This is a genomic window from Virgibacillus proomii, from assembly GCF_900162615.1.
Taxonomy (GTDB): Bacteria; Bacillota; Bacilli; order Bacillales; family Amphibacillaceae; genus Virgibacillus; species Virgibacillus proomii.
On record NZ_FUFN01000010.1, the window covers coordinates 1,626,050 to 1,649,229 of the forward strand.

The following is a 23,180-nucleotide window of genomic DNA, read 5'->3' on the forward strand; positions in this document are numbered from 1 at the left end:
GGGGGAAATAGTATGCCTGGACAGAAAAATGTTCTACCAATTGCTCCGTGTATTCTGGATCATTTAAAAGAAGCGATACTGCTAACAGATCAAAACGGTATCATTGTGACCGGCAATCCATCTGCTTATAAGTTATTAGATACAGAATGTGCTCTGAATAAGCGAATCGATGAATTTATAGATATGTCGTTTGGTGCATTTGAGGAAATGCATCAGCTAGTTGAACTGTATAAAAACAAAGGTACGTTTATCGAATTAAAAGGAATCAAGGTTGACGATACGTATTATTGTTTTTACTTAAAGGTATTACGAATTTCCGATAAGGTTCGGGAATTAAAACAATATATGACTAACTTTATGGCTAACTATCTCGAAGGAATTATTATATATGATGAGAATAGTGGTGCAATTATTGATTGTGACTCAAATTGCGCTACTATGTTTCGTTATACAAAGCGGCAATTACAAACGAAAAAGCTGACGGATCTATTTACTAATGACAGTTTACATGCATTTCATAAAAACTATCATATACAAGAGTTTATTCACGAGTTAACAGCGTTTACCAAATACGGAGATCAATTTTATGTGGAAATGCTGCAATATCCATTATTAAAGGAAATAATGGTTAACGTTTGCTTATTAAAAGATGTGACGGAACAAGTAAGAAATAAAAAGCGGATTGAATATTTAGCTTATTATGATGAGCTAACTGATTTACCTAATCGCAATTATTTTATATGTGTTTTACAACAAGCAATTGAACAAGCTGCCATTATGAAACAGGAGGTGGCTGTATATACATTAGGTCTAGATTACTTTAAAGAAATAAATGATATATTGGGATATTCGGTTGGTGATGAACTAATTCGTTATAGCGCCCTTCGATTGAAGAACTTTTTACAATCTGATACGTTTGTTGCACGTATGGCGGGGGATGAATTTATCATACTACAATCTGGAATTAATAATAAAAAAGAGATTATATCATTTGCCGAACGGTTAATTCGGACGTTTGAACATCCGATTAAAATTAATGGCTATGATATTTACACATCTGTAACAATAGGAATTAGCCTATATCCTAACCATGGAGAAGAAGCAGAAGATTTAATAAAACATGCGAATTTAGCCATGTATGATAACAAAAATAAACATCGGAACAACTATAAATTCTTTGAACCTGCCATATCAAAAAAATTTCAGTCTACAATCACGCTAGAAAGTGAACTACGTGAAGCGATTAAAGATGAACAGTTAGAACTTCATTACCAACCACAAGTGGATTTTCAAACGGATCGTATCGTAGGGATGGAAGCACTGTTGCGCTGGAAGCACCCAGAAAAAGGATATATCCCTCCAAACGAGTTTATTACGATTGCAGAAAAAACAGGATTGATTATTGAAATTGGTGAATGGGTCATTTATGAAGCCTGTAAACAAAATAAAGCATGGCAGGATGAGGGATTTGAACCTTTTATTATTAGTGTAAACCTTTCAGCAATACAATTTCATCAAAAGGATTTAATTTTAAGAATAAAGCATATCTTAAATCGTACTAAACTTGATCCAGCATATTTGGAATTAGAGATAACAGAAACAATGGCGATGACGAATGAACAAGCTGCACTACAAATATTGCATAAATTAAGAGATTTAGGGATTCTTGTCTCCATTGATGACTTTGGTACAGGTTACTCATCGTTAAAATTACTCAGCCTTTTTCCGATCTCCAAATTAAAGATTGATAAAATTTTTATGGAGAATAGGCATGAGGAAAATCAATTGATTGTTAAATCAATTATCCATTTATGTCATTTATTAAACATGCGAGTTGTAGCAGAAGGTGTAGAGACGGAGGAACAGTTTGCTTTTTTAAAGGCAGAACAATGTGATGAATTGCAAGGGTTTTATTTTAGTAAACCATTACCGCCTAATGAGGTTTCACGTCTATTGACAAAACATCATTAATGTAAAAAATATAACAGCTCGTGCGCATTTATCGGCACAAGCTGTTAATCGTATTAATAGAAAAATGCAGCACCTACAATGATCAATAGAATAAAAAGTACTACAATTAACGCAAAGTTACTTCCATAACCGTATCCGCCATATCCATATCCTGGATTGCAACAGCCTCCACCACCAAATCCGAATCCCATTATTTCACCTCCTAATCTTACAGTTATACAATATGCGTTTGTATAGAATTTGTTTGGACGTTTAACCCAATTCTATTTCACTCATTGATGAAATTTTGTTTTTTTAGCAGAAGCTGATTGGTTCATGTAACATTTTTTCTTAACACTAGCCTTGTGTTAAAGAATTACAATCTTGCCAGAAGCGGTCGTTTAGCAACGTTTAAACAGGATAACTTCTAACGGGATAAAGTGAAACTTCATTTCTTGGAATGAGAAAAATACGGATCCTTACATTCGGGATAAAAGAAACATGCCTTTACAACAGGGGTATGCATGATGCCGAGGCTTTTAGTCGGCTTTCCTTTAGGTTCGAACTAATATTGACTTATCGTAGGAAAGGAGGGAAGTTTCTAGAGCTTGATCACATAAGCTAGAAGATTTTCAAAAAATATGTCCATGAGAAACGGATATAGGTTCTAATACAATTCAAAAAAAGAGGGGAAAAACCCCTCAGGTTGTTACAATACAGTTAAATGTCAATTTACAATTTCTCTGCCGCAATGCTAAAGATCTTTAATTGGTCGTTTTCATATTTTGTTATAAACGTATAATTATATGTGGTTTTACTTGGCTTTTCTTCCTTTTTAGAACGTGTTTCGATGGTTACTTTTAATGTCGTTTTTACCTGATTACTGTCTGTCGCCATGCTCTTTGGCTTTTCATCGTTTATTTTAATAAAATCAATGTAACGATCTCGAAATTCAGCATATGAGGTTTTTGAAAGCATTTCGCTGCTTAGAAGTGTATAGGCATTAACATAATCTCTTAACTCAATACTGTCGAGAAAGTAGGAGATTAAATATTCTGCATCTTGTTTTAGCTCTTTCGGGTCTTTGGTACTAATAATATCTGAAGTACTGGCAAAATCTAATTCATCTGTTTGTGCTTTATTAGACCATATTTCAATTTGTTTAATTACATCTTTAATTGGAATACTAAATCCAATTGTCCCATCCTTGGTTCCAACTGAGTTTACACCTATAACATTACCGCTGTTTCGGTCAATTAAAGGTCCACCACTATTTCCTTCAGCAATTTGTGCAGAGATTTGAAAAGCATTATTATAGTTAAAGCCATCAACAGCAAAATCACGTTCTTTACCAGAAATAATCCCTAAGGTTACCGTGTTTTGGAAACCATGCGGACTTCCCAGCGCCATTACTTCATCTCCTACTTCTGGTGTTTTTTCTTTTTCTACTGTTAGAAATTCTCCTGCAAGTTGAGGTACACGGATAACAGCAATATCTGTCTCCTCGCCAATACCTACAACTGCTGCTGGGTAAACTTTTGCATCAGCAGTTCTAACATAAATGACATCCGAACCTTTAATTACATGTGCATTGGTAATAATGTCGCCTTTTTTGTTATACAGAAACCCGGAGCCTGTCGTTGTACTGTCTTTCGTTTGCCCTTCGATTTGTATCACATTCTTTTCGGCTTCATGAATAATCGATTTTAAATCAAGTTCCTTTGTATTTGTAATTTTATTAATAACAGGATTACTAATTACAATATTTTCGTGTTTTGATTGTTGAAACAAATAAACAATTACAGTGAAACCAATCATAAGAATAGCAGCTGATAGAATGATGGCAGCATATTTATTTTTGTTCACGTGATGTTCACCTCATTAGTAATAGCTTTATTACTCTGTATACCATGTTATTGCCTTGACTTCAGCTTTTAGATTCATATACTTTTCATCCAGGTCATAATGGGTGAATTCAAATTTCCCTTTTTCATTGGGATATAATTCATCTGGATAGATATAGACCTCATTTGTTAATATCTCTTTCCCCTTTTTAGTTAAAATAGCATATTTCACCACTATCGAGTTAATTGGGATCGCGGCCTTATTTTGCACCTGACCTTTAACAACTAGATTTCCCTGATCATCGTTAGTAAGGTCGATGTTTTTTAAGATTATCGCATTTGATTTATTTGCTTGTTGCTCTTGACTTGCAGTTGACATAGCTTGTTCGATCCTATTTTGCTGTGCTGTTTCAAAGGCTATCTTTTCTTTATCAATTGTAGTTTGTAAGCTTAATAATTTTTCTGACTCTGGTGCATATTTCAATCCATCTTTCACAATCAATTGTGCATCGTTGAATTGTTTATTATTCAGCTGTTCACTTGCCTTAGTAAATACGAAACTAATAATTTGGTTTCGGATATTTTCTGTAATTGTTGATGCTTCACCTGTTTCGATGGATGCTGCTTCCCACAATAACAGCTTCAGTTTATCAATATTAGGCTTTTTTTCTAATTCATACTTAATCTGATTTAGTTTAATAGTATTGCGTTTTTTTGTAATTAATTCAATAATTTGATTTACAGCTTCGCCATTAAAATTTTTTAATTTCTGTTCGGGTTTGTTAAGCATCGTTAATGCTTGTTGAAACTGTTTCTTTTCCATGAGTGTTGTAGCTTCTTTTATAACGGCTTGAATAGATAACGCAGTATCCATAAAATCCAATGAGTTTTGCGCTTGATAGAAATTACTTTTATGATCCAACGCTTCTTGAAATAAAGTTTTAGCTGTTTGATAATCTTGTTTCAAGACCTTTTCTTCACCTTCAATATATAGATCCTTGGCTTTTGCGGTGTTGATTTCCAGTATGATATACGTAGAAAGGAAAGAAAGTAAAACGATAACACTTGATAATAATGGTAATTTCCAACGTTTTATCCATGGAGATTTATTATTAATTCGATTATATCGATCTTCAGGAAGATATTTACCACATTTTACACAATAGTGCTCATCCTCTTTTGTTTGTGTCCCACAATAAGGACAATAGAGCATAGTAATCACCTGCTTGATAAAATTTAAGTTATACGTACATGTGTACATTTGTGTTCAAAAAAATGTTTGAACAATCCCTATAACGCAATCCATAATGAAAAATAATATATAGTTACGTGCAGTTAGTCGATCATTATTTCAATAAGAGAAAAACATGTTAAACTTCTAACAAAGAAAGTTTCAATTTATCCCGCATGTAAGGTGGCGTAAGTTTCCCACTTCAAGACCTGAGTTCGTGCAAAGGGTCTAAGTGGGAGATAAGGGCACCTAAATTCCCGATCGTTCGGGTCGACCGGATGTCGAATCACAAAGGGTTTTAACAGGATAGGCTATGCTTCGACAGCACTACATCGCGATTTTTCAAGGACATGGAAAGCGGCGTATCGACGCATTGCAGTTTTTCAAGGACGCCTGCGATGTTAGCCTTTGTTCCACTTTTATCAGTGGAAAATAAAGGAAAACTCCTACGGAATAAAGTTTCACTTTATTTTAGCATACTTTAGCTTTTCTCGGCGATCAGAAATTGGTATGATATATAAAGAAATACTTATCATAAAAAGTATCAACACGATTGGTTTCTTAGAGGGGGTGCAGTTTATGTGGGAGATAGCATTTGGGGTACTTTGTTTTGGGATTATTTTGTTAAATATTGGCTATTGTATTTTTGATAGAGAAAAATAGACGAGTAAATCCAAACAAGGCCAGACAAAGTCTGACCTTGTTTGGATTCCCATAGTATTGGATAAATTATGCAAGATCTAAGTGAGGAATAAAGTTTACTTTATCTAGTCAGTGTCCATTGGTCGAATGGAAAAATAACAAATTCAGAACGTCCAATAATTTCATTTTCTTCAATAAACCCCAGTCCATTACGGCTGTCTTTGCTAATTGCACGATTATCTCCCATTACAAAATAGCTTCCTTCTGGTATTTTTTGCGGGCCAAAATTACCAGTTTGTCGTTGGGCATCCTCATCAAGAAATGTTTGTTCATATTGCTCCCCATTTATATATAAATTACCACTATTAATCTCAATGGTTTCTCCGGGTAGTCCAATTACTCGTTTCACATAATTTTTATACGGTTTTTCAATAATAACAATGTCTCCGCGCTCTGGCTCATCAATGATATAAATGATCTTATTAAAGATAACCCTTTCTCCGTCTTGAAGCGTGGGGTCCATACTTTCACCTTCAACTATGGAAGTTGCAAAGATGAACGTCTTTAAAAAGAAAGCAATCAAGATAGCAATAATTAATGCTTTTACCCATTCCAACCATTCATTTTTCTTTTTTGATTCTGACACCGAAGACATCCTTTCCAAATAACATTTCATTATTATAGTAGCACACAGCAAGAAACTAATCGAGCCTTAAAACCTATAGGAACGCAAGGATAGATAAAAAAGCTTGTCAGTTTCTGTCACGCTGTGCTACATTAATCTAAAGTAACAGTATTCTGTTTGTTTTATTTGTCAGCCCCTGTTCCATTGTAGCTACAAACAACACTGTAATGTAGTTGATTACATATGAAAAAAGTGATCATGTCCAGCAATCCCGGACGTATGGTTTCGATATGGGCTAATTGCACTAATCGAATTCATAATTAATTATACCTATATACCTGTAATCATTTGCGTAAGGGGCTCCAGCCCAACCATGCATAAGGAGGTATACTTTCAATAAAATGACTACAACAGACAATCTTCTAAAACGTATTGAATTTCTACGCAATAAAATGACGATGGTCGCTTTAGAAAAAGGATTTACAAATTTAGAGTCCATTAAAATTAGTCAAGAATTGGACAGACTTTTAAATTTATATGAAAATATAAAGCAGCATGAAACAAAGAAATAAATTTTTTAATGCTGTTTTATTTAGTTTAGCAAATGATTTTTTAAATATTCTTCTAAGCGATCAAGACCCAATGCTAATGTGGCTTGATCATAAGCGTAGGATAATCGCATATATCCTTCTCCCAAACTTGAAAAACTATCTCCAGGTACTAATGCAACCCTGTTTTTTCGAACAAGATCCAATCCGAGCTGGAATGAAGTCTTTTCTTTTAAAGGAAAGCGAGGGAACATATAAAAGGCTCCTTCAGGTTTGAGGCAAGCTAGTCCCATTGCTTGTAACCGTTTAAGGACATAATCTCTACGTTTCTGATAAGCTTCTCGCATTAACTTTGTATCTTCTAGGCCGTTTGTTAGTGCTTCTAATGCAGCATATTGGCTAATTGATGTTGCGCAGGATACATTATATTGATGTACTTTAAGCATTTGTCTAGATAGCCATTGAGGGGCTAAAGCATAGCCAATCCGAAAACCAGTCATGGAATGAGATTTTGATACACCATTAATAACAATAGTTTTTTCCTTCATATCAGGAAAGCTAGCGATAGAAGTGTGAGCTTGGTCATATACAAGCTGGCTATAAATTTCATCAGCTAATATAAAGATAGACTTACCTTTTAATACATCCACTAGTGTGGCTAATTCCTCTTTAGTAAATGACATTCCGGTTGGATTAGATGGATAAGGAAGCACTAGACACTTTGTTTTGGGTGTAATATATTGGAGAAGTGTCTCCTTTGTCAACTTTAAATTTGTTTTGGTCGTATCCATATGTACAGGTTTAGCTCCTGCTAGCCGTATTAATGGTTCATATCCCGGGTAGATAGGAGCAGGGAGTAACACTTCATCACCAGGATTTAATATAGTGCGAAACGTTATATCAATAGCCTGTGAAGCACCTGTAGTTACGATCACTTCGTTTTCTGGATGATAAGATACATGATAGCTTTTTTCATAGAAGCGAGAAATAGCTTTTCGTAAGTCAAGTAGACCAGCATTATGTGTATAAGTTGTTTTATTGTCATAGATTGCTTGAACAGCTGCCTCTTTAATATGTTCAGGAGTATGAAAGTCTGGTTGTCCAATTGTTAAAGACACAATGTCCTCTTCATCAGCCACCAAATTAAAAAATTTACGAATCCCAGAAATTTCAATTGATAATACATGTTTATTCAATAAGTGTTGCATAAAATGACCTCCAATTATTAATTGATAAAATTGTTAAAAAATATTTAAAAATTTGTGATATATCATATACAAATATACGGTATACTTAAGATACAAGTATAAAAGGAGTGTATCATATGCGACCTAAAACGTTAAGCTTTGAGCAACTAGTAAAGCAAAATAAACAAGAATTGCTTGAAGATGAAAATAGTATTTCAAGAATTGAAAGAAAATTAGAAAAAAGGAAAATGGAACTTATAGAAAAGAAACAAGCAAAAAAAGAAGTTAACATCTAAAATGAAAGTTAAGTTCAATCATGTACTGATGATTGTACATGACAACAGTAAGGGTAGTGCACATATGCCCTTAACAACATCTGAAAAGTTGGACAGGAACAACAGGAGGGTAAAATAATTGGGACTCCTGTTGTTTGCGTTAGCAGGAATCATTTGCAAGTTTCCGATGCTGTTGAGTTATTAAAATTAATTTTAAACAAACTATAGCATATTTTAAGCAGATTGATGTATATGAACCTTGTTCGAAGGAGAGTGTTTAATTACATAAAACAGCAGCTACAATATAGGACATACCTAAATTGCAATATAGTAAAGTTCTCTTGAAACGCAAACACCAATCAATGTGGTGACAATCGACTCAATGGTTGTTAGAATCGATGCCTTGGATGCTTCTGTTTGACATATGTATAAATATAAGCGAAAGCAGTTGGTAAAAATCCAAGTCCAAGGGCATAAAATAATACAAGCGGATTAATCAGTAGCGCTCCTTTTTCTGCATACGGGAAAAATGGAGACAAAGCAATTGCTGCCGTAATAAAAGTAAATGTTGTAACGCTAAGTGTTGAATACGTTCTTAATGCAAGTTTACTAAAAATACTATAGTGAGTAACCTAAGCCTGCTTCCAAACCAAATAATATGGCTTTTTAGATACAAAACCGATATTTAATGGGAAGATTCCGACAACTAAGCATATACTAACAAATGTTAGTATCAATGCAATAAGTTTTCTTTTTGTCAATGGCTCCTTAAACAGTAAAAAAGAAAGAATCCAATGCCAGATTAGTATATAATAATGCAGCTAGCTACCGGATATCACTAAGTTGCAATGGCAGTAAATACACAGAAATTTAAAAAAATACTAAAAGTGCCCGTCCCAATAAAATAACGGATATCTTTAAACGCCGAAGCTTTATTTTTTGTTGAGTAAAAATAATTAAATAAGCTAGTAATAAAAAAGCGGCCCGTCCATACTTGTAAAATAACGATTTCCATTGGAGTGAAACCAAATTCATAGAGGTGTCTTACATACCAACTAATCGTTCCCCATAATGAAGCTCCGAGCATTAAGATACGCTTTCTTCAATAAGTGTCGCTCTTTCTCATTTATACTGCTCCGTTCTCTTTAACTTCCTGGCATATCCGTACTTTCATAGAAATTTCCAGTATTTAACAACTAACTGCTTTCCTAATGAACATAGATGAAAAAATTTTTGTTGAATAGGAAATTATATCCGTTTTGCATAGTGAACATTTTTTGTGCGGGTATGTTTTCTTTATCTTGAATGTAAGCAACCATATTTCTCGCCTTTGAAAAGTCTGTATTATTTTGCGGGCTTTATGAGAGAAACGTCTCCTAAATTCCCGATTCGTTCGGGCGATAGGATCAAGTAAGACTTCCTGAATAGCATCGCGATTTTTTCAAGGAGAAAAGAGCTCCTTGAATGAAGGTTCACTATCAGAAGAACTGCTGTTTATACGACGCTAACCGAGCGCTTCTAGCTGGTTTATTTTCTTTATTGGAGAGGATGAAGAATATAGTAAAAGAAAGTTCCTGTTACGCTTAATAGCGTGAGTTACGTATATTTAAGGGATAAAATGGTAAAAATGGTATGAAGCTAAAATAATAAGATTGGATACGATGGGAGTTATTGAAATTGATGACATGGTGGATTGGAAGCATCAGTCTATGGGAAATGGACCAAAAGTATTGGTATTTATTATTTTTGATCTTTGGAATAAGTGTAATATATAGTATGGTTCGTTCATTTATTCGCTGGATTGTACAACGACGTTCATTTATGCTCTTATCTTATTTATTCATTAGCTTTTTTATTTTTACAATTTATTTCGGGCTTAGTTTATTAAATGGCGGACTTAATCAAGGATTCTTTTATTCATTTCCTCTAATTATGCAATCATTAGCTTTTTTTGGTTGTCTATTGATTATTGGAGCAACAATAAGACGTTGGTTAAATAAATAATAAGCCAGTAATCCTATAGTTATTAGTTTAGTAAACATATATTTTATACCGTTTAGTTGTTAAGAACACATAAAAAAATGGTGCAAAAGTCAATATGAGTCTTAAAAGTACAACTAGAGTAGCCAGCAGCTACTAATTCAACTATTTCTATAATATAAGGAGAATGAATAAAAGAAACGACAATTCTCTCTGACTTCAACTTACTTAAGTACGGTACTTGCTTTTCTAAGATCACTTTGAAAGTTAACAGGTGTTTTTAGCTTCGATGCGATTTGGTAGGCGGCCATTCCATTTTACCAAGCGAAGATGGTGTAAAGTAAGTAGACGTACTCCTTTTCCAATTGTTTTTAGGTGTTGATTTTTTTCCTTTCCATTTCATGTACTGATAAATCACTTTTTTTGCTCTGGATAAGGACATTTTAGCTTGCGGGTTACGGTAACTCTCGTCTAATTCTCCTAAATGTTGTAATTTCTTAAAGTCTTCTTTAGTTGGTGGTATATGAAAATAATAACCGGCAACACGTACTAGTAAAGTAGAGTATTGATTACTAAATTTTGGTTGTTTGGAAAAATGAAGTCCTACCTTTGTGGCATGTTTTTCTTTGAGAAGTCTATTAATGGCTTCTTTTTTTATAAAGTATAAATGTTTTGGGTCAGGAGCAGTTTTAGCGTGGCGATTTATTGTATAAAGTGCTTTTGCAATTTCATCTAAGTTATCTTGTTCAGTCATTGTATTTGCTCCTCCTAAAAAAATGTAATCATGCTTGTATACATCCTATCGTAAAGCAGTTTAGCTTGCAAGGGATATTAAAAAGTAATCAAAAATAATTGATTTTAAGCTTGCTTTAAAATGCAACTTGAAAATAATAAGGTGTAATTGATCCAGTTAGCTTAAGGTGAACCGAAGTTATTTTTACTTTAAGAAAGGGACTTTAATGAATATTCATGTATTTCAGGTTTACAAAGAAAACGAAATGGAGCTCTGGTTGTACCAATACCACTATTCACAAATAACAGGAATTTATCATTATTCAAGCTATATTTTCCTTGTACATACTTTTTAGCATAAGCAGGGCTATATAAATGTCCAATCAATGGAAATCTAATTTGTCCCCCATGGCTGTGCCCGGATAATTGTACATCAATAGGGTATTTTTTGGCGATATCTGCAAAGTCTGGCTCATGTGCTAAGAGAATAGTAAAGAGATTAGGATTCGCATTAACTAATGCAGCATCTAAGTCTGGTTTTCCTAACATAACATCATCGATTCCTGCTATTACTATTTCTTCATTCGCGATTTCAATGGTAGTATGGTTGTTTTGTAATAATTGAAAACCGGCTTTTTTCATTACATCATTAACAACCTCTGTACCATAACCGCCGTGATCATGGTTTCCGTATATCCAAAATTTTCCGTGATAAGCGCTAAGCTGTTTTAATACATTAATAATCTTTGAATCCCAATGGAAATTTTGTGGTTCATCGACAAGGTCACCTGTAAATACAATTAAATCAGGATCTAATCCATTTATTTTTTGAACTAATTCTTTTAATTGTTGCAGTGAATAATGAAATCCGACATGCGTATCAGAAAACTGCACGATTTTAAAGTTATTAAACGAGTTTGTGATTTTTTTCGATGCAATTGTATTTTTATTAATATGAAGTAGAATTGGTTCTACATCTCTAGCATAATAATAGGTTCCACTACTTAATCCTAATAAAGCAAGCAAGCTACCAACCGCTTTTTTTAGAAATGTTCTTCTGTTCATGGCTGACAAACCTTTCTCAACAATCAATTAGAATCAAATTATAACATGAATATAGAATAAAATAGAATCCCTACTTTTGTAACTATCATCTTTTGAGCATGGTAGAGATGGTTAAATGCTTTGTTCGTATAGTATAAAGTATAGAAAACTGAAGTAACAAATAGAAGCTGCAAACAAGTTGGAGTTGCTCAAAAGAGAAGGGTATCTTCTAGTTATATTGGTTAGTGGAATGATTTAGCTTTTAAAAATGACAATAAAAAAGAAAGTGACGAACATGAGAGTTATCACTTTCAAAGTTAACTTAATTAGGAAGGAGAACAGTCATTACAGTTGTTTTTGATATGCGAGTTTATCCCTTCTATTTGCAGTGTACTGTGTGAGATATCGAAGTGTTTTTTTAACAGTTTATTTGCTTGAATAAGGATTTTATCTCGATCTACAGTATTATCTACAACTAAATGACAGCTTAGAGCCGGAAATTCAGAAGTGATTGACCAAATATGAAAATCGTGAACATCTTCAATTCCTGGTAGCTCCATTAATTTGCTTTTTACTTCTTCAACGTTAATATTAGTAGGTTTTCCTTCCATTAAAATATGAATCGAATCTTTTGTTACCCTAATTCCAGAAATCACAATGAGGAGCGCAACGATAACACTCGCAATTGGATCGGCGATATTCCAGTCGAATAGCAATATGAGGATACCTGCAATAATGGCACCGATTGATCCTAAAAGGTCACCAAGGACGTGTAAAAGAGCACTGCGAATATTTAAGTTTTCCTGTGAATCGCCGCGCATTAGCATCCATGCGACAACGATATTCACAACTAAGCCGATGAAGGCGATAATCATCATGCTTGCACTTACATTTGGCGGCTCAATAAACCGTTGAAATGCTTCATAAAATATATAAAGTGAAATTATAATTAATGTCAATCCATTTATGAAGGCAGCAATGATTTCAACTCGACGGTAACCGTAAGTTTTAGAATATGTTGCTTGACGTTCACCGATTTTGAATGCCAGAAGACTTAAGCCAAGGGCTGCTGCATCGCTGAGCATGTGTCCGGCATCTGAAAGCAGTGCGAGACTGTTTGTTAAAAAGCCACCGACAGCTTCAACAATCATAAAAAAGGTAATTAACAAAAAGCTAAAAAACAGTACTTTTTTATTGCTAGTCGTATGGTGATGTCGGCCATGATCATGGCTATGACTATGATTGTGTTGATGTGACATAATTTACCCCCTATTTTGTATGTTCACTATGCTCAATCGTCTGTTTCAATAAATTCATAACATGATCATCGTCTAGTGAATAGTAGTAAGTCGTTTTTTCACGGCGATTCTTTACTAACCGCAATTGTTTTAAATACTTCAATTGATGTGAAATAGTCGATTGATGCATGCTTAATTTTTGAGCAATTTCAGTTACAGAGTATTCTTTATGAGAAAGCAGATGTAATATTTTGATTCGGGTCGGGTCTGATAAAGCCTTAAAGGTTTGCGATACATGTTCAATTAAATGTTCACCAATTGGTTGGTAATCCATAATCGTCTCTCCTATACTATATGATCATATGTTCATATTATAACTTAAAATAGAATCAATTTCAAGGAATGAATAGGTTTCGTTTTTCTTATTTCCTTACTGTGGTAAAATAAAGTTAGTCTGTTCTCCGTCTAAAGTTTGCTTATATTACAGAGAAAGTAAACAGCAAACCTCCTACATGAAGAAAAAGGGGTGATATGATTGAGTATGTTACAAGAGAAATATTTAACAGGCATAACATTGGAAGAAATAATGATACCTTCTGAAAAGGTGGCACATGTACAAGTAAATAATCCGCTTGAGCATGCCTTACTTGTATTGGTTAAGTCGGGTTATTCTGCTGTGCCTGTTCTTGATTCATCGTATAAGTTAGTTGGTACAATTGGAAAAACTGCGATTCTTAACCAGATTCTCGGATTAGAACGTTTCGAATTTGAACGACTTTCAAATATTGTAGTAAAAGATGTGCTCAATGAGGATATTCCATGTCTAATGAAAGAAGATTCCTTATTACAAGGATTGAATGCGCTTATAAATCATCCGTTTGTTTGTGTTGCTGATAAGAATAAATATTTTGATGGGATTTTGACGAGAAGAGCGATTCTTAAGCAAGTAAAAAAAGATTTGTATGCACAAAATGATTAAACGAATCCCCTGTAGCTCTACAGGGGTTAAATTCTTTTTTTATTATAAGTATAAAACTTTAGGCTTTATCCCGCATGTAAGGTGCCGTAAGTTTCCCACTTCAAGTCCTGAATTGATACAAAAGAGTCAAAGTGTGAGAAAATGGCACCTAAATGCCCGATTGGTTCAACTAACATTCCGTAGAAGAAAACTCCTACGGAATGAAGTTTCACTTTATCCCGCATGTAAGGTGCCGTAAGACTCCCACTTCAAAATCTTGAGTTGATACAAAAGGTCTAAGTGTGAGAAAACGGCACTTAAATACCCGATTGGTTCAAGGGCCTTTAGGTCATACCCTTGTGGTACTAACATTCCGTGTAAAAAGCATTCCACGGAATGAAGTTTCACTTTATCGTATAAGAAAAACGATCGCTTTTGCCATAAAGATTTGGCGACAAGCAAAGTTTTTCTAATTGAATCTTAATCGAAGTTTTTAAGATGATGTCAAAAAGTCTGATAAAAATAACACAATGGAATTTCATCGCCGGTTTAGTATGTATAAAAAATTTTAGTGAATAAGTTAAGTCGATGCAGTTGAAATACGTATACGCGTAATTAGTGAGTATGTCGACTCAAAGTCAAGCCTTCTCTAACTTTGACATATAGAACGTGCTAGTTTCAGTTACAAGAAGGGGACATGAAAAAAGTCAACAGTTTTAAAATACGCTAAATGGATTTACTGAGTACTGAGAATATGAAAGGGTAATGAAAAACAGCTAATTATTGCGACAAAAAAAGCGATCTGCTAAATTAGAAGATAGTACATAATTGGGAGGTAACGAATAATGAAAATGATGGATGGAAATGAAATTATCAACTTTATTTCGAATAGTAAGAAAAGCACACCTGTAAAAGTGTATGTAAAGGGAGAAGGATTAGATCAATTAACGATTGATGATTCCATCCAAGCTTTTTTAGAATCAAAAAGCGGTGTTTTGTTTGGAGAATGGAATGAGGTACAAAGACTGTTAAATGACCATCAAGATGTGATAACGGATTACGTTATCGAAAATGATCGTCGTAATTCAGCGATTCCTTTACTTGATTTAAAAGGAATAAATGCACGAATTGAACCGGGTGCTATTATTCGTGATCAAGTAGAGATTGGTGATGGCTGCGTCATTATGATGGGAGCAGTAGTTAACATTGGTTCTGTTATTGGCGAAGGAACTATGATAGATATGAATGCTGTACTTGGTGGACGAGCAACGGTTGGGAAAAATTGCCACATTGGAGCAGGTACTGTATTAGCTGGTGTAATTGAACCACCATCAGCAAAACCGGTAATTATTGAAGACGATGTAGTTATTGGGGCAAATGTTGTAGTATTAGAAGGGGTAACGATTGGTAAAGGTGCAATTGTTGCTGCCGGAGCAATTGTCACAAAGGATGTAGCGCCAAACACATTAGTAGCAGGTACTCCTGCAAGAGTATTAAAGGAGATTGACGAAAATACGAAATCGAAAACTGAAATAAAACAAGAACTTCGCAAGTTGAATAATTAAGTAGGGAATTAATATGTTAAACTTACAACAAATCCGCAGAGATTTACATCAAATACCGGAATTGGGTTTTCAGGAAACGAAAACCCAACAATACTTGGTAAGTAAAATAAAAGAACTGCAAACGGAACGTGTGTCGATCCAGTTATGGAAGACGGGAATATTAGTCTTTGTAAAGGGAACGGCACCAAAAAAAATAATTGGCTTCCGAGCTGATATCGATGGATTGCCGATCACTGAAAAAACAAACCTTTCGTTCGCTTCACAGCATGAAGGAAGAATGCACGCTTGTGGACATGATTTTCATATGACCATTGCGCTTGGTGCTTTAGAACGCGTGATTTCTGAGCCAATTACAGATGATTGTTTGTTTATATTTCAACCAGCGGAAGAAGGTCCAGGCGGTGCTCTTCCATTGTTACAATCCAAAGAGTTTAATACTTGGCGTCCTGATGTTATTTTTGCCCTGCATATTGCTCCAGAATTACCTGTTGGTACGGTAGCAAGTAAACCAGGTTTACTATTTGCAAATACGAGTGAATTATTTATTGATTTTATTGGTAAAGGAGGACATGCTGCATATCCACATATAGCCAAAGATATGACGGTTGCTGCGAGCAGTTTTATTGTTCAAATGCAGCAAATTGTTTCCAGAAATATAAATCCGTTGGAAAGTGCTGTTGTTACAGTTGGAAAAATGGAGAGTGGCTACGTCCAAAATGCTATTGCAGAAACTGCTCGGCTGGAAGGAACGATTCGAACCCAGCATCCAGAGACAATTCACATCGTAAAAAAGCAATTGGAAAAACTAATGAAAGGTTTTGAAATTGCTTATGATTGCTCTATTGAGGTAGATTATGGCGCCAATTATTATCAAGTGTATAATCAAGCTGATATGGTAGAAAAATTTCAACAGGCTCTGGACGGTTCAGGTATAGAATACAAACAAGCGGAAGCGGCTATGACTGGTGAAGATTTTGGTTATTTTATGAAGGAGATACCTGGCTTTATGTTTTGGCTTGGTGTTAATTCTCCATTCGGTCTTCACGATGCACAGCTCAACCCAGATGAAGAGGCATTAACTATTGGTTTAGATGCTGTAACCCGGATGATTTCTCAGCTTTCTGAATGACCGGTGTATAGTTTTTATACTAATGCAGAATCTATCTATGTAATACAACATAATTAGAGGAGGCATTAGAATGGCGAGAATAGGTGTGGAAGAAAGTCTTGCTAATGTAAAAGAAGCGTTGATGGAAATGGGTCATGAAGTAGTAGACTTACGAAACGGAGAAGATGCTGCTTACTGTGATTGCTGTATTATTTCGGGGCAGGATAAGGATGTAATGGGAATCACAGAAGCAGCAATTGCTGGGTCTGTAATTAATGCACAGGGTATGAGTGCCGAAGAAGTTTGTCAAATGGTAAATCATAAATTATCGTGATTATTCACCTGTTTCCTCCTACAAGAACCTTTTTATGTTAATAATCATATAAAGATAGTGGTATTAGTAAATTCTAAGAGGATGATGCAGGAGGAATGGGTGAAGATGCGTTTAAATGAAAAAATACCGGAATTTGGTGTAGCGAAAGAATGGCTAAATACGGAACCATTAACTACGGAAACAATTAGTGGCAAACCAATATGTGTCCAATTTTGGTCAGTAAGTTGTAAACTTTGTAAAAAAGCAATGCCTAGCTTTGTGCGAATACGAGATACTTATGCTGATACATTGCAAGTAATTTCTGTGCATACCCCTTTATCTGAGGATGATATGGATTTGGATTTGGATGAAATTCGTAGCGTAGCAGCTGAAAATGATTTAACCGAACCGATTGCTATCGATAATGAAGAATCATTATCAAAAGCTTTTAACATTCATTTTGTTCCCGCATATTATTTATTTGACCACTCCGGGAAGTTACGTTATATTCAGCGAGGTAAAGTAAATGCAAAGTTGCTGGAAAAACAAATACGGCGGCTAATTAGGTAAAGTGAAACTTCATTTTGTGGAGCACTTTTTTCCTCCACGAAAGAAAATAGAATAAATGCTTAAATCGCAACGTCCTTGGAAAACCGCGATGTTTATTCAAGGAGCTTTCCTTGTCCTAGAAAAAGAAAAACACTTTTTCTACGTATAATGTGTCGTTTTAGAGCTTTTTTTGTTATGCCGATTCGTTTAAGGGCCTTTAGGTCATACCCTTGCGGTATTCAGTAGGAGATGGAAGAAAACTCCTACTGAATGAAGTTTCACTTTATCGTATAAGAAAAACGATGGCTTTCGCTAAAGACTTGACGACAAGCCAAGTTTTTCTAAACACAAACAAACCGAACAATTATAAATGAATTGTTCGGTTTTTGCTATTTAGTATTTGCTTATGTCCCAGTCCTTTTTTACCGGCAAAATCCTAGCTTGGATTAAAGGTTTAAACTTTTAAGGTGGCATGCAAAATAGGTTTAGGATGTACTAATACAAAACAAAGTCGCCGTTTTTTAATGGAAAAAGAATTATTCGGTACTGGTATCATCACGATAGAATATATGTCTAAAAAGCGTTGTTCTTTTTCCAGGAGAAAAATACTCTTGAATGAAGTTTCATTCTATCTCGTCAGAAGTGTTCCAGATTGTAATCACTGACCGAGCACTTGACGCTTTGTTACGTAAAATAGGGTAGTGAATCAAAGTATAAAAGTTGAGGGTGAAAATCAGTAGGTATTATGTATTAAATGCGTTACTGTCAGGTTACGGTATCGAAGTCTTCAGGCTAGTCAAGTTTCATAAAAATGTATACTTATTAATTCAAAAATAATGTACAAGAAACAATAACATCGGTAATATAGGGAAGTGAAGTTAATTCAATATTCTAAGAGTTAACCCTGGATTTGATGTACAGTTAGTAGCTGATTATTAAAGGGATAAAAGTCTTTTGTTACGAGACATAATTTAGTATAGTAGAACTAAAGTGACGATGATAAGTTATGAACAAAGAAGAAAGATGGAGGAAACAGCATGAAACGAGAATTTGCAGTAATTGGCTTAGGAAGATTTGGCGGAAGCATTTGTAAAGAGTTAAGCATGGAAGGAATGGAAGTACTTGCTATTGATAATAACGAAGATCGTATTAATGAATATAAAAATATAGCGTCTCATGCAGTAATTGCTGATGCAACGGATGAAGTGTCTCTTAAAGAGTTAGGAATTAAAAATATTGATCATGTTATTGTTGCAATTGGTGATAATATTCAAGCTAGTATTTTAACGACAGTTATTTTAACCGAGTTAGGAATTAAAAAAATAACCGTCAAAGCACAAAATGATTACCACGCTAAAATTTTAAATAAAATTGGGGCCGATCAAGTTGTACATCCGGAGAGGGATATGGGAAAACGAATCGCCCATAGTATTATATCCAATAATATTTTAGATTACTTAGAGCTTTCGGATGACCATAGTATTGTAGAAGTGAAGGTTGGAGAAAAAATGCTTGGTAAAACATTGGTGGAACTGGATATACGGGCAAATTATGGCTGTAACGTTGTCGCAATTAAGCATGGAAAAGATATTAATGTTTCACCAAGTGCTGACCATCGTTTTTTAGAAGGCGATATTTTAATTGTAATAGGTGCGGATAAAGATATTTCTCGGTTTGAAAAGCATTTAGTTATAGAAGAATAAAAAAACAAACAGCCAGAAAAGGATCTGGCTGTTTGTTTTTTATACTTCCATAATAATTGGTAAGATCATCGGGCGGCGCTTTGTTTTATCATAAAGAAATGGAGCGATTGTATCGGTAATTTCATTTTTGATTTCTGACCATTGAGTTGTTTTACGTTCCATTACTTTTTCTAAGTGAGCAGATACTAATTTTTGAGCTTCATTGATCAAGTCTTCAGATTCCCTCATATAAACAAAGCCTCGTGAAATAATATCAGGACCTGCAGAAACTTTGAACTCTTTCATATTAATACTTACTACGACAATCACTAAACCTTCCTCAGAAAGGATTCGGCGATCTCGTAACACGATATTACCGATATCTCCGACTCCGTTTCCATCAACATAAATGGAGCCGGAAGGGATTTTTCCAGCAATCGTAGCAATATCCTTTCCTAAAGCCAAAACATCTCCATTGTCCATGACGAAGCAATTATTTGGATCAACATCACAAGCAGCCGCCAATTTGACATGTTCTTTTAGCATGCGATATTCTCCATGAATCGGCATAAAGAACTTTGGTTTTATTAACCGTAGCATTAATTTTTGTTCTTCTTGACTACCATGACCAGAGGTATGGATGTTTGTAAGTTTGCCGTGAATAACGTCTGCTCCTGCTCGGTATAATTTATTAATCGTCCGGCTAACACTAATTGTATTTCCAGGGATTGGGGACGAAGAGAATACAACTGTATCACCGGGAATGATTTGAATTTGTCGATGAGTACCATTAGCAATTCGTGATAAAGCAGCCATTGGTTCACCTTGGGATCCGGTACAAAGGATAGTTACTTCTTGAGCAGGTAGACGATTAATTTGATTTGCATCAATAAACGTATCTTTTGGAGCTTGAATATAGCCTAATTCTTGTCCCAGATTAATAGCCGACTCCATGCTTCTGCCAAATACAGCAATCTTTCGGTTATTTTGGACAGAAGCTTCTACTACTTGCTGTAGTCGATAGATATTTGATGCAAATGTAGCAAAGATAACTCTTCCATCAACTCTGCTAAAAATATCTTTTATATTACCTCCAACCACTTTTTCTGATAATGTAAACCCGGGAACTTCACTATTCGTACTATCTGATAGTAGACAAAGTACTCCCTCACTGCCAATTTCTGCCATTCTTGTTAAGTTAGCAGGTTCACCAACGGGTGTAAAATCAAATTTAAAGTCACCTGTGTGAACAATGTTTCCTGGTGGAGTTTTTACAACAATACCATATGAATCGGGAATGCTATGGGTTGTTCGGAAAAAGCTGACCGAGGTTTTACGGAACTTAATATAATCGTCTTCTTCAATGGTGATTAATTTAGCATTTCTTAATAGACCGTGTTCATCTAATTTGTTTCGTATTAATCCTATCGCAAGTTTACCAGCATATATTGGCACATTAAGCTCACGGAGAAGATAAGGAATGCCTCCAATATGATCTTCATGCCCATGAGTAATAAATAATCCTTTGATTTTGTCCTGATTTTGCACTAAATACGTGTAGTCAGGAATAACATAATCAATTCCAAGCAATTCATCTTCAGGGAATTTAATCCCTGCATCAATTAAAATGATCTCATCTTGAAATTGAACACCATACGTATTTTTACCAATTTCTCCAAGTCCGCCTAGAGCAAAAACAGCAGCTTGGTCATTTTTTACAAACTTCATTGGTTAGATGTTCTCCACGTGAAAATCTTCGGATTGTTTTTCATATGCTAAATGTGCTTCATCTAGTGCTTGAATATATTCAATATTATACTTGCGTTCGTTTATTCTTGTTCTAACTTCTCTGACAGATTCTCCTTCAACGTATGCACATTTTGTTCTTTCTCGAACAGGAATTTCATCAGCCCGCTCTTGATATAATATTTTATAAATCATCTCATCTCTCCTTGATTGTTTCATTTTTATTTCTATAATTGAACACGATTTTTTGCTAAACAAATATCCTACCTTTTTAAATCACCATTAAAACGGCTCCGTCATTTTTCCAAATCACGTTATTTTTTGTCTTTTTCCCGATATTTATGGTACCTTTATTGTGATTGGGTAATAATATCGATGATTAATGGTAGTCTTTTTTACAAGTAGTTGGTACACGTCCTTGACCTAAAAAGTCTTTCCAGCGTTTCTTAAGCTTTTCTTTTAGACGCTTTAACATGACGTGTCAGCTCCTTTCAAAATTCTAAGAAAAGCAAGAAATACAATCTACCGATCCAATCCCTCTTACCTATAGTATAGTATGAGTTGAGGAATTTTGAAATAAAAATACGTTATTTCTTAAAAATATTTATGATGGCAACTGGGTAGTATGCTTGGAAATTTTGATTGGTGCCCATTCCGTAATTACCTGTTATAGTTGTTTATGCCACATGTAATTAGCAGTAAGACCTCTACTTCCATGTTTTATGAGCCGAACCCTGGGAAGATAAGTGGAGGAACCAACTGCGAGTCAAATACCCGATTCTGTTCATTCTAACAAATCAGTGGGGGATAAAAGAAAACCCCCACTGATTTGAAGATTCACTTTATACTTTTTTCGTAAAAAGATTTATTTGTTCATCGTCTACAAGACAATAAATTAAGATAAGCATACACCTTCATCGGTTTTCCGTTGAATTTCCCCTGCATCTAAGCTGTCAAACTCTTACTTAAGAGTTATAGAGAGTATGAAGAAGTCTAAGTGGAGCTAACGTAATGGTGCCTAATTGTCCAATCGCTTGGGTCGACAAGAGGCAGGGAGAATTCAGTAGGGGATAAAGGCAAGTTCTACTGAATGAAGTATTCTTATAACTATACTTAGTTTAAGCAGAGAAAAATATTTTATACATTGAGAGAAAGAAGGGGAAGAAATATGCATAAAAAAATTGTGTTCTTTGATATTGATGGTACTATATTAAACGAAACAAACAAAATCCCAAGCTCCACTAAGCAAGCAATTAAACAGCTGCAGGATAATGGAGTTTATGTAGCCATAGCCACCGGAAGAGCTCCATTTATGTTTGAACATATTCGTAAAGAATTAAATATTCACTCATTTGTTAGCTTTAATGGACAATATGTGGTGTTTGAAGGAGAAGAGGTTTATACAAATCCGATCAACAGCGATGAACTGGCGGATTTGTACCAAGCAACTCTGAAACATAAATTTCCGATCGTTTTTATGAATCACCAACAAATGAAGGCAACAGTTCCGGATCACCCGTTTATTAATGAAAGTCTAAAAAGCTTAGATTTTAGTTACCCGGATGTCGACCCTGCTTTTTATGAACAGGAGTCGATTTATCAAGCACTACTATTTTGTAAACAGAAAGAAGAAAAGTTATTTGCAAAAGACCATAAAGCATTACACTTTTTACGCTGGCATGAGTATTCATGCGATATTATACCTCAAGGCGGTTCAAAGGCTGTTGGAGTTAAAAAATTAATTGAAGCAAGCGGATTAAATATTGCAGATACGTATGCATTTGGAGACGGTTTAAATGATATGGAGATGATTAAGGAAATCGGCACTGGTGTAGCCATGGGTAATGCTATTCAAGAACTAAAAACAGTAGCTGATTATACAACAGATCATGTTGAAAAAGATGGGATAGCTAAGGGATTAAAACAGTTAAGATTAATTTAAAAAAATATAGCGGCAGTTAGA

At 34.7% G+C, this 23,180-nt stretch carries 23 protein-coding genes; 11 read left to right on the plus strand and 12 right to left on the minus strand.

Going from position 1 to position 23,180, the window contains the following annotated elements:
• The first annotated feature begins 12 nt into the window (after positions 1-12).
• Positions 13-1,971 (plus strand): GGDEF and EAL domain-containing protein, encoded by a 1,959-nt coding sequence (locus BN1066_RS14995; RefSeq protein ID WP_077320258.1) that lies wholly within the window; start codon positions 13-15, stop codon positions 1,969-1,971.
• A 53-nt stretch (positions 1,972-2,024) separates the two neighbouring features.
• Here BN1066_RS14995 and BN1066_RS15000 read toward each other — a convergent pair whose 3' ends face one another.
• The 4 genes from BN1066_RS15000 to lepB all read right to left on the minus strand — a co-directional run bounded on the left by BN1066_RS15000 (position 2,025) and on the right by lepB (position 6,313).
• Positions 2,025-2,165, minus strand: coding sequence for a YjcZ family sporulation protein (locus BN1066_RS15000; protein ID WP_077320259.1), 141 nt, complete (start codon positions 2,163-2,165; stop codon positions 2,025-2,027).
• Positions 2,166-2,682: 517 nt separating this feature from the next.
• Positions 2,683-3,816, minus strand: coding sequence for a S1C family serine protease (locus tag BN1066_RS15005; RefSeq protein ID WP_245799808.1), 1,134 nt, complete (start codon positions 3,814-3,816; stop codon positions 2,683-2,685).
• 30 nt (positions 3,817-3,846) lie between these two features.
• The gene (locus BN1066_RS15010) at positions 3,847-5,007 is read right to left on the minus strand and encodes a zinc ribbon domain-containing protein (protein WP_077320260.1); all 1,161 of its coding nucleotides are present in this window, start codon (positions 5,005-5,007) and stop codon (positions 3,847-3,849) included.
• Between the two features lie 781 nt (positions 5,008-5,788).
• The gene (gene lepB / locus BN1066_RS15015) at positions 5,789-6,313 is read right to left on the minus strand and encodes a signal peptidase I (RefSeq protein WP_077320261.1); all 525 of its coding nucleotides are present in this window, start codon (positions 6,311-6,313) and stop codon (positions 5,789-5,791) included.
• A 380-nt stretch (positions 6,314-6,693) separates the two neighbouring features.
• Here lepB and BN1066_RS15020 point away from each other — a divergent pair, with 380 nt between their 5' ends.
• Positions 6,694-6,864: an aspartyl-phosphate phosphatase Spo0E family protein gene (locus BN1066_RS15020; RefSeq protein WP_077320262.1), complete on the plus strand. Its 171-nt coding sequence runs from the start codon at positions 6,694-6,696 to the stop codon at positions 6,862-6,864.
• A gap of 20 nt (positions 6,865-6,884) precedes the next feature.
• Here BN1066_RS15020 and BN1066_RS15025 read toward each other — a convergent pair whose 3' ends face one another.
• Entirely contained in the window at positions 6,885-8,048 is a 1,164-nt protein-coding gene (locus BN1066_RS15025) for an aminotransferase A (protein ID WP_077320263.1), read from the minus strand.
• Between the two features lie 116 nt (positions 8,049-8,164).
• Here BN1066_RS15025 and BN1066_RS15030 point away from each other — a divergent pair, with 116 nt between their 5' ends.
• Complete coding sequence (locus tag BN1066_RS15030; protein WP_077320264.1) at positions 8,165-8,323, plus strand: FbpB family small basic protein; 159 nt, start codon at positions 8,165-8,167, stop codon at positions 8,321-8,323.
• A gap of 368 nt (positions 8,324-8,691) precedes the next feature.
• Here the strand turns inward: BN1066_RS15030 and BN1066_RS21330 are convergent, their stop codons facing one another.
• Positions 8,692-8,919, minus strand: coding sequence for an EamA family transporter (locus BN1066_RS21330; protein ID WP_077320265.1), 228 nt, complete (start codon positions 8,917-8,919; stop codon positions 8,692-8,694).
• Between the two features lie 1,060 nt (positions 8,920-9,979).
• Here BN1066_RS21330 and BN1066_RS15045 point away from each other — a divergent pair.
• A complete protein-coding gene (locus BN1066_RS15045) occupies positions 9,980-10,306 on the plus strand; it encodes a hypothetical protein (RefSeq protein WP_143695852.1) in 327 nt (108 codons plus the stop codon).
• A gap of 256 nt (positions 10,307-10,562) precedes the next feature.
• Here the strand turns inward: BN1066_RS15045 and BN1066_RS15050 are convergent, their stop codons facing one another.
• From BN1066_RS15050 to BN1066_RS15065, 4 genes are all read right to left on the minus strand, one after another.
• Positions 10,563-11,036, minus strand: coding sequence for a YkyB family protein (locus BN1066_RS15050; protein ID WP_077320268.1), 474 nt, complete (start codon positions 11,034-11,036; stop codon positions 10,563-10,565).
• 188 nt (positions 11,037-11,224) lie between these two features.
• Positions 11,225-12,079, minus strand: a complete 855-nt coding sequence (locus tag BN1066_RS15055; protein ID WP_077320269.1) for a metallophosphoesterase — start codon at positions 12,077-12,079, stop codon at positions 11,225-11,227.
• Between the two features lie 305 nt (positions 12,080-12,384).
• The gene (locus tag BN1066_RS15060; RefSeq protein ID WP_077320270.1) at positions 12,385-13,317 is read right to left on the minus strand and encodes a cation diffusion facilitator family transporter; all 933 of its coding nucleotides are present in this window, start codon (positions 13,315-13,317) and stop codon (positions 12,385-12,387) included.
• A gap of 10 nt (positions 13,318-13,327) precedes the next feature.
• The gene (locus BN1066_RS15065) at positions 13,328-13,630 is read right to left on the minus strand and encodes an ArsR/SmtB family transcription factor (RefSeq protein WP_077320271.1); all 303 of its coding nucleotides are present in this window, start codon (positions 13,628-13,630) and stop codon (positions 13,328-13,330) included.
• A 201-nt stretch (positions 13,631-13,831) separates the two neighbouring features.
• Between BN1066_RS15065 and cbpB the strand changes: the two genes are divergently transcribed.
• From cbpB to BN1066_RS15095, 6 genes are all read left to right on the plus strand, one after another.
• A complete protein-coding gene (cbpB, locus tag BN1066_RS15070; protein ID WP_077320272.1) occupies positions 13,832-14,275 on the plus strand; it encodes a cyclic-di-AMP-binding protein CbpB in 444 nt (147 codons plus the stop codon).
• Between the two features lie 824 nt (positions 14,276-15,099).
• A complete protein-coding gene (gene dapD / locus BN1066_RS15075; RefSeq protein ID WP_077320273.1) occupies positions 15,100-15,819 on the plus strand; it encodes a 2,3,4,5-tetrahydropyridine-2,6-dicarboxylate N-acetyltransferase in 720 nt (239 codons plus the stop codon).
• A gap of 13 nt (positions 15,820-15,832) precedes the next feature.
• Positions 15,833-16,948: an N-acetyldiaminopimelate deacetylase gene (locus BN1066_RS15080; RefSeq protein ID WP_077320274.1), complete on the plus strand. Its 1,116-nt coding sequence runs from the start codon at positions 15,833-15,835 to the stop codon at positions 16,946-16,948.
• Positions 16,949-17,018: 70 nt separating this feature from the next.
• Positions 17,019-17,261 carry a YkuS family protein gene (locus tag BN1066_RS15085; protein ID WP_077320275.1) on the plus strand — a complete coding sequence of 81 codons (243 nt, stop codon included), beginning with the start codon at positions 17,019-17,021 and terminating at the stop codon, positions 17,259-17,261.
• A gap of 105 nt (positions 17,262-17,366) precedes the next feature.
• Positions 17,367-17,810, plus strand: a complete 444-nt coding sequence (locus tag BN1066_RS15090) for a TlpA family protein disulfide reductase (protein WP_245799850.1) — start codon at positions 17,367-17,369, stop codon at positions 17,808-17,810.
• A 1,016-nt stretch (positions 17,811-18,826) separates the two neighbouring features.
• Positions 18,827-19,492, plus strand: a complete 666-nt coding sequence (locus tag BN1066_RS15095) for a potassium channel family protein (protein ID WP_077320277.1) — start codon at positions 18,827-18,829, stop codon at positions 19,490-19,492.
• A gap of 39 nt (positions 19,493-19,531) precedes the next feature.
• On the opposite strand, the gene rnjA is transcribed toward BN1066_RS15095, so the two are convergent.
• Both rnjA and BN1066_RS15105 read right to left on the minus strand, forming a co-directional pair.
• Positions 19,532-21,199, minus strand: a complete 1,668-nt coding sequence (gene rnjA, locus BN1066_RS15100) for a ribonuclease J1 (RefSeq protein ID WP_077320278.1) — start codon at positions 21,197-21,199, stop codon at positions 19,532-19,534.
• 3 nt (positions 21,200-21,202) lie between these two features.
• Positions 21,203-21,412 (minus strand): DNA-dependent RNA polymerase subunit epsilon, encoded by a 210-nt coding sequence (locus BN1066_RS15105; protein WP_077320279.1) that lies wholly within the window; start codon positions 21,410-21,412, stop codon positions 21,203-21,205.
• A gap of 973 nt (positions 21,413-22,385) precedes the next feature.
• Between BN1066_RS15105 and BN1066_RS15110 the strand changes: the two genes are divergently transcribed.
• A complete protein-coding gene (locus BN1066_RS15110) occupies positions 22,386-23,159 on the plus strand; it encodes a Cof-type HAD-IIB family hydrolase (protein ID WP_077320280.1) in 774 nt (257 codons plus the stop codon).
• Positions 23,160-23,180: the final 21 nt, after the last annotated feature.

Bases quoted from the DNA above. Each gene is read 5' to 3' on its own strand.
- BN1066_RS15030 (WP_077320264.1), top strand. From the start codon at position 8,165: ATGCGACCTAAAACGTTAAGCTTTGAGCAACTAGTAAAGCAAAATAAA.
- rnjA (WP_077320278.1), bottom strand. From the start codon at position 21,199: ATGAAGTTTGTAAAAAATGACCAAGCTGCTGTTTTTGCTCTAGGCGGA.
- BN1066_RS15010 (WP_077320260.1), bottom strand. From the start codon at position 5,007: ATGCTCTATTGTCCTTATTGTGGGACACAAACAAAAGAGGATGAGCAC.
- BN1066_RS15065 (WP_077320271.1), bottom strand. From the start codon at position 13,630: ATGGATTACCAACCAATTGGTGAACATTTAATTGAACATGTATCGCAA.
- BN1066_RS15020 (WP_077320262.1), top strand. From the start codon at position 6,694: ATGACTACAACAGACAATCTTCTAAAACGTATTGAATTTCTACGCAAT.
- BN1066_RS15050 (WP_077320268.1), bottom strand. From the start codon at position 11,036: ATGACTGAACAAGATAACTTAGATGAAATTGCAAAAGCACTTTATACA.
- BN1066_RS14995 (WP_077320258.1), top strand. From the start codon at position 13: ATGCCTGGACAGAAAAATGTTCTACCAATTGCTCCGTGTATTCTGGAT.
- BN1066_RS15080 (WP_077320274.1), top strand. From the start codon at position 15,833: ATGTTAAACTTACAACAAATCCGCAGAGATTTACATCAAATACCGGAA.
- BN1066_RS15060 (WP_077320270.1), bottom strand. From the start codon at position 13,317: ATGTCACATCAACACAATCATAGTCATAGCCATGATCATGGCCGACAT.
- BN1066_RS15085 (WP_077320275.1), top strand. From the start codon at position 17,019: ATGGCGAGAATAGGTGTGGAAGAAAGTCTTGCTAATGTAAAAGAAGCG.
- BN1066_RS15110 (WP_077320280.1), top strand. From the start codon at position 22,386: ATGCATAAAAAAATTGTGTTCTTTGATATTGATGGTACTATATTAAAC.
- BN1066_RS15025 (WP_077320263.1), bottom strand. From the start codon at position 8,048: ATGCAACACTTATTGAATAAACATGTATTATCAATTGAAATTTCTGGG.
- BN1066_RS15095 (WP_077320277.1), top strand. From the start codon at position 18,827: ATGAAACGAGAATTTGCAGTAATTGGCTTAGGAAGATTTGGCGGAAGC.
- BN1066_RS15105 (WP_077320279.1), bottom strand. From the start codon at position 21,412: ATGATTTATAAAATATTATATCAAGAGCGGGCTGATGAAATTCCTGTT.
- dapD (WP_077320273.1), top strand. From the start codon at position 15,100: ATGAAAATGATGGATGGAAATGAAATTATCAACTTTATTTCGAATAGT.
- BN1066_RS15055 (WP_077320269.1), bottom strand. From the start codon at position 12,079: ATGAACAGAAGAACATTTCTAAAAAAAGCGGTTGGTAGCTTGCTTGCT.
- BN1066_RS15090 (WP_245799850.1), top strand. From the start codon at position 17,367: ATGCGTTTAAATGAAAAAATACCGGAATTTGGTGTAGCGAAAGAATGG.